Origin of the sequence: Limnohabitans sp. (assembly GCF_044361985.1) — a bacterium.
In the GTDB taxonomy this organism is placed as follows: domain Bacteria; phylum Pseudomonadota; class Gammaproteobacteria; order Burkholderiales; family Burkholderiaceae_C; genus Limnohabitans_A.
The window spans coordinates 1-2,973 of record NZ_JBIKHV010000178.1; the positions used below are offsets into that span (position 1 = coordinate 1).

General features: G+C 56.7%; 4 protein-coding genes. All 4 read right to left on the bottom strand.

Features of this window, described 5'->3' with window-relative positions:
• Positions 1-792, bottom strand: a 792-nt coding sequence (locus ACIQ3A_RS14740; RefSeq protein ID WP_396432477.1) for an adenosine deaminase, incomplete at its 3' end; no start/stop codon positions are given.
• A 2-nt stretch (positions 793-794) separates the two neighbouring features.
• Positions 795-1,028: a hypothetical protein gene (locus ACIQ3A_RS14745; RefSeq protein WP_396432478.1), complete on the bottom strand. Its 234-nt coding sequence runs from the start codon at positions 1,026-1,028 to the stop codon at positions 795-797.
• Between the two features lie 33 nt (positions 1,029-1,061).
• Complete coding sequence (locus tag ACIQ3A_RS14750; RefSeq protein ID WP_396432479.1) at positions 1,062-2,345, bottom strand: malonyl-CoA decarboxylase; 1,284 nt, start codon at positions 2,343-2,345, stop codon at positions 1,062-1,064.
• A gap of 119 nt (positions 2,346-2,464) precedes the next feature.
• Positions 2,465-2,973 (bottom strand): benzoate/H(+) symporter BenE family transporter (locus tag ACIQ3A_RS14755; protein ID WP_396432480.1); only part of this gene is annotated, 509 nt, incomplete at its 5' end.

Genomic DNA, 2,973 nt, shown 5'->3' on the forward strand with positions numbered 1-2,973 from the left:
GTTGAACACACACAACTTGAGGTTGGACAGCGGGCAGACGGTGAGTGGCGTCTGCTCATCGGCCAGCCGCTTCATGAGGGCTGCATCGTGGATGGCTTGCACGCCGTGGTCGATGCGTTCAACTTTCAAAACATCGAGGGCACGCCAGATGTAGGCGGGTGGTCCCTCCTCGCCCGCATGGGCTACGACATGCAAACCCAGCTCACGGGCACGGGAAAACACTTGTGTGAACTTCTCTGGCGGGTGACCCACTTCGCTGGAATCAAGACCCACGCCAATGAAGTGCTCACGCCAAGGCATGGCTTCTTCCAGCGTGGCCAAGGCGTCTTCTTCTGAGAGATGGCGCAAAAAACACAAGATCAAATCAGCGCTGATGTTCAGCTGCGTTTGCGCATCGCGACAAGCGCGGCGCAGGCCTTCGATCACGCTGGCCATGGGCACACCCCGAGCCGTGTGGGTTTGTGGGTCAAAAAACAGCTCGGCCCGCACCACATGGTCGGCCTTTGCTTTCAAAAAATACGCCCACGCCATGTCGTAAAAATCTTGCTCATGCAGCAGCACGCTGGCGCCGGCGTAGTACAGGTCCAGAAAGCTTTGCAAGTCGGTGAATGCATAGGCATTGCGCAGCGCCTGCACGTCGGCATAAGGCAAGCTCACGCCGTTGCGCTGGGCCAGGGCAAAGATCAACTCGGGCTCAAGCGAGCCTTCGATGTGGATATGCAACTCGGCCTTGGGCATGACGCACAACAACTCGGATAAGCGTTCCGGGGGCACAGCATGGACTTTGAACATGTTCATTCTTTAAAAAAATAGGCGCAGATGGTGGCTTCATCCAGTTGCGCAAAAAGGGCGTTGTGCTGATCCGTCAAAGGCCCATGGCCTGGCATCACTTGGCCTTCAGGTCCATAACCCACGGCCTTGAACTTCCATTGGCCGTTGATCCACTTGAAGTTGCCCACGTGCAGCCCATTGCCATCGTGCAGGGCGTAGGAGCCATCGTTGATTTTGGCCAGAAGGGGATGGGTCATGCTGAATTTTCCAGACAGGCACTTGAGTTCAAGTCAAACCAGCCTCTCTACGCCGCGTGAAAAACGCACGCTCTTGTTGCTGAAGGCCTCGTGCTGCTCTTCAACCTTGTCCAGCTCGTACAGATAATTGACCATGATGCCAGCTGAATGTTGCAGGCCTTTTTTGGACAAGTCAGCCGCCCAATTGATCTGGTGCAGCGTGGCCCCGTTGCTCAGGTGAAATTTGCCGACAGCATCGCCGCGCGGTTCCGGCGTCTTGAACATCAAGTAAAGCGAACACAAACGCATCAAAGCGGTTTTTTCGGCCTCATCACAACGCTCAGGATGCCAACCAGCCTTCATGCGTTCAGTCCAGCCCAGGCTGCCGACTGCGAGGCTTTTTTGCGCCTCTTGCCATTTGCGCATTTGGGCAGGGCTGAGCTTTTCTTCGGGCAGGGGCGCCCCTGCATCCAGCCACTGGGTGAAGCCCGGAATGGGTGACAAGGTGGAAAAAATTTTGAGCGATGGAATTTCCTCGATCAATTTTTGCGCGACCCGTTTGATCAGAAAATTACCCAAGGAGACGCCCTTCAGGCCGGGCTGGCAATTGCTGATGGAATAAAAAATAGCGGCCTTGAAAGTTTTTGGCTCGCCCACCGGCGCCTGTTTGTTGATGAGCCCACCAATGTCTTTGGCAATGCCGGGCACCAAAGCCACCTCCACAAAAATCAAGGGCTCACCGGGCAGCTGGGGGTGAAAAAATGCAAAGCAACGGCGATCAGGTTGCAATCGGCGGCGCAAGTCGTCCCAGCCGTCGATGGCGTGCACCGACTCGTGCTCAATGATCTTTTCAAGCAGCTGCGCGGGCGAGTTCCAGGTGATCTGGTGCAACTCAAGAAACCCGGGGTTGAACCAAGAACTGAGCAAATGGTGCATGTCCGAATCAGCGGCCCGAAATGCCGGGTGATCTTTCAAATAGGACAACAAGGTCTGCCGCATTTTCAAAATGGTGGCGGTGCCCGCAGGGGCCCGGTTCACGCGCCGCAGCAGCTCTTGGCGTGGTGGCTCGACGGTCTGAAACAAATGGATCAGGCTGGACTCGTTGCGCTCGGTGTTGTAGCGGTTGGCCGCATCCACGACCAGGGCGGGGTCAGGATTGAACTCACTGGACAGATAATTGAAAAAGTCAGTCTGGCTGTGTTTGTCCAGATGTTCATAGCAATCGATCAACTTGACGGCCATGCTTTGAGCATTGGCCTCACCGCGCGCGCTGAGCAATTTTTTGGCCGTCAGCTTGGCCGCATCAAGTTTTTTACTTTGGAGAAAGCGTTCCAGCATGGTGGCCCCTTCAGGCGCGTTAAGGAGGATGGTCCGGTCAGAATTTGCGCATGACTGGCTTGGCAAAGCTTACACGCTGGCCGTTGCATATCTCAGATAAAAAACACACCCAGCGTCAATCAGGCCACCCGAAAGTCAGCCCGCTCCATCCACCAAGACACCGCAAACCCGGCCACCAGGCCCCAAAACGCCGCGCCGATGTTGAACAGCCCGATATCCGCCACCGTGACCAACAGGCTAACCAGTGCGCCGAGTGAAAACTTGCCCGCGCCAAACGAGGCCACAAATGCGCCTTGCAACACCCGCAGCATGGCCAAACCACCCAGCACCATGATGAATTCTTTGGGTGCGGCCAGCATGAGACCGGTGAAGGTGGGCGCCATCAGGCCGAACAACAAGGCCAGCCCGCCAAACATCAAGGCCCCGCTGTAGTGGCGACTTTTTTCACCCGACGACGTGAGCAAGCCATTGGTGGGCCCCGTGAGGCAGGTGCTGACCGCGCCAAACACCGCACTCACGGCCGCGCCCACACCGCAGGCAACCGCGATCATGTTGACTGGCGGCTCGTGCCCAGCATTCTTGAGCACAGCCACACCTTGACCGTTTTGCACCACCAGCACCGTGATGG